The following is a 1485-nucleotide window of genomic DNA, read 5'->3' as shown; positions in this document are numbered from 1 at the left end:
ATCCGCAGGGAAGGATATTTTTGTTTTACAATACCGGCAATAACCACGAGGGAGAAGTAAGAAAAGGGAAAGGTTTGAGAGAGGTTTGGTATACAACATCAACCGATAATGGTATTACCTGGAGCGAACCGGTGAACATCACCACGCAAACACATCGCCCCAAACAGCCGCAGGCAAACCCGGCGTATGATTTCCCCGAAGACTGGCGCAGCTATGCCAATACGCCCGGTCATGCCATGCAATTCAGCAAAGGCAAATACAAGGGCCGCATTTTTGTAGCGGCCAATCATTCTGCCGGCAATCCCCAGCCGCAGTTTGCCGATTACCGGGCGCATGGTTTTTATACAGACGATCATGGCAAAACCTTTCACCTGGGCGGAACGGTGAACCTCCCGGGAAGCAACGAATCCATGGCAGCCGAACTTTCAGGAGGACAACTCATGATGAACAGCCGCAACCAGAAAGGAGATATACGTGCAAGGATCGTTTCCCTAAGCAGTGATGGTGGTGCTACCTGGGATACGACTTATTTTGATAATAATCTCCCCGACCCTGTTAACCAGGGAAGCATATTAACGATCGGCAGGAAAAAAGGAAAAAACATTATCGCCTTTTGCAATGCTGCGGATACCAAAAGCAGGGATAACTTAACCTTACGGATCAGCTACGACAACGGCAAAACATGGAAGAAGAATTTTGTAATCGCTAAAAGCGAAGACGGTAAAAGGGATTATGCTGCTTATTCGGATATCGTAAATCTATCGAAGAAAGAAATTGGTATTCTATATGAGAAAAAGGGGTATTCAAGAATTGTGTTTACCGCGGTAAAGTGGCGGTGAGCAATTGCCCGGCATACTTCTTAGCTACAGATCGCACGGGTTTTCACGAATTTATATCCCTGGCAGTATTCGGGTAAAAAATGTTAACGGTTATACGAAACTTAACAAAGGAGTTACGCACGGCACAAGGGATGGGGGAAAGCCCGGCAGCATTTTGCGCAACCGTTTGCATGTGCCCGTTGAAGATTAATACATTAATTTCATTGCAGCATTGTCATTGTACTAAACAAAACGGCAATTCTTAAACAAAACCATATGAACAGGAAAGAATTTGTAAAGAATGCGGGCCTGGCAGCCGCCTCACTTACCGTATTGCCAACGGCTACTCTATTTGCAGGAAAAAGAAGCGCCGATCCAAAAGTTAAAATGGCGATCATTGGCGTGGGATTACGGGGACAGAACCACCTTGACCTGCTGTTAAGAAGAGCGGATGTGGATGTAACCGCCATTTGTGATGTAGATGAGCGCTCTTTAAAATCATCAAAAGAGCTGATCTCGAAAAGCGGGAAAAAAATGCCTGTGGTGTATACAGGTGATAATTACGCCTGGAAAAAACTGCTGGACACAGAAAAAGTAGACGGCATAGTAATAGCAACGCCCTGGGAATGGCATAAGCCCATGATCATTGGTGCATTGGAAGCCGGGG

The 1485-nt window shown here is 46.0% G+C and carries 2 protein-coding genes; both read left to right on the top strand.

Annotated features, from left to right (window positions below):
* On the top strand, positions 1-839 hold an 839-nt coding region (locus PLH26_RS17385), incomplete at its 5' end, for a sialidase family protein (protein ID WP_324587302.1).
* 255 nt (positions 840-1094) lie between these two features.
* Positions 1095-1485 (top strand): Gfo/Idh/MocA family protein (locus tag PLH26_RS17380; RefSeq protein ID WP_324587301.1); only part of this gene is annotated, 391 nt, incomplete at its 3' end.

This window comes from Agriterribacter sp. (genome assembly GCF_035444585.1).
Lineage (GTDB): Bacteria > Bacteroidota > Bacteroidia > Chitinophagales > Chitinophagaceae > Agriterribacter.
This window is presented reverse-complemented; position numbering and strand designations above follow the sequence as displayed.